Raw genomic sequence first — 1,516 nt, 5'->3', positions numbered from 1 at the left:
GTCCACATTGCCATCCACACCACCGGTGGCACCACCACCAGCGATATTCACCTGGCAACCCACGGTGTAACCCGGGAAGATCTTGCCCCCGGCCGTACCCGACAGATCCACTTGCGCGCTACCGGACACCCATGCGTTGCGGTGCAGAGGTGTAGCGCCCATGGACGGACTGATGGTCGCGGATTCACCGACCAGACGAATGGTCACAACGGTGCCATCGGAGAGCGTCTTGGTCAGCTCCCCACCCGGCAGCGGAACGAAGGTGTCGGCATTCGCCGCACCCGTCGAGAGCAGGCCTACCGCGATGGCCCCGGACGCGCACAGCCCGGCCGCGCGCGCCAGCATTTTACGATCGAACATGACGGTGATTCCCCTAAGGTTTCGAGTTCGCTTCAGCGAAAAGAGATTTGATGGATCCGACCCGCGTCAGCCGATGCTGAACGGCATCCCGTAGAGGGTGGTCTTCGAGTAGTGATCGCCGATGATCTCGACGACCGTGTACGAACGCGCCTGCGCGTAACCCGCGCAGCCCTGGATCTGAATCTCGGCATCCTGATACTCCACCGAGTACACGCCCGGCTTCAGGATGTCCTTGTAATCGATCTGAACGAACTTGACCTCGCCGGGACCGAGGTTGACGCCGATCGAACCACCCGCGCTCGCGCCGCTGAGGTTCACGCTGCCCGACACACCGGCGGAGATCGCGTCATCGGCGATGCTGACCTGGCAGCCGACGACGTAACCGGTGCTCAACTGCGAGGCACCGTGGGTGGACGAATTATTCGTTCCCGGGTTCCCGGTCGGACCGTTGTTCGGCCCGATCGTCCCTTCGGGGGTGACGGCTACATCGGCGACGGCGTTCCCCGAAACCCACACGACACGGCCGGCACCGTTCGCGGCAAGGGATGGGGAGATCAGGGCGCGCTCACCGGTGCGAGCGATGTTCACGCCAGGTCCTGCCTTGTGACCGTCCGGCAACGGCACGAAGACATCGGCATTGGCAGCGCCGGTCGACAATAGACCGGTAGCTACGGCCGCCACGGCGGCGGCGCCCGCGACGCGGACGCCTCGAGACAGACCGTTGATGCGGTACTTGCTCATGTTTTTCCTCATCAGGTTGCATCCGCCCGCCCCAGGGTGTCGAGGCGGGACGTGTCCCTCCAAAGCCGACGGCGCGCAGTGGAATGTGTTGTCCACCAGACGTTCCGCCGACCCATCGCGTCATCGAGCGATCTCGGACGAAACAATGCTATTCGGTATCAACCAGACTTTTCCGGAAATTCAGGCAATTCGTCTCGCGAAGCAACGGATCCGACTAGGATCGCGCCGCCCTTACGGCACAGTCGAATTCATGACGAAATGGACCCGCCGCGCCGCGAGGGGTCCATTTCATCTGTCGCTACGGGTTTTTCACCCGCCGTTCGCTCAGCCGAGGCTGAAGGGCTGTCCCCACAACGTCACCCACGTGATGACATTGTCGGTCTCGACCTCGACGCTGATAAAGGCCCGCGCCTGG

General features: G+C 63.0%; 3 protein-coding genes. All 3 read right to left on the bottom strand.

Annotated features, from left to right (window positions below; translation table 11 throughout):
- Positions 1-360 (bottom strand): MspA family porin (locus tag ACWEO7_RS39480; RefSeq protein WP_452430954.1); only part of this gene is annotated, 360 nt, incomplete at its 3' end.
- A gap of 66 nt (positions 361-426) precedes the next feature.
- Positions 427-1,101 carry an MspA family porin gene (locus ACWEO7_RS39475; RefSeq protein WP_450026585.1) on the bottom strand — a complete coding sequence of 225 codons (675 nt, stop codon included), beginning with the start codon at positions 1,099-1,101 and terminating at the stop codon, positions 427-429.
- A 324-nt stretch (positions 1,102-1,425) separates the two neighbouring features.
- A partial coding sequence (locus ACWEO7_RS39470; RefSeq protein WP_452420027.1) for an MspA family porin occupies positions 1,426-1,516 on the bottom strand: 91 nt, incomplete at its 5' end.

The sequence above is a fragment of the Nocardia sp. NPDC004260 genome (genome assembly GCF_053603155.1).
This window is presented reverse-complemented; position numbering and strand designations above follow the sequence as displayed.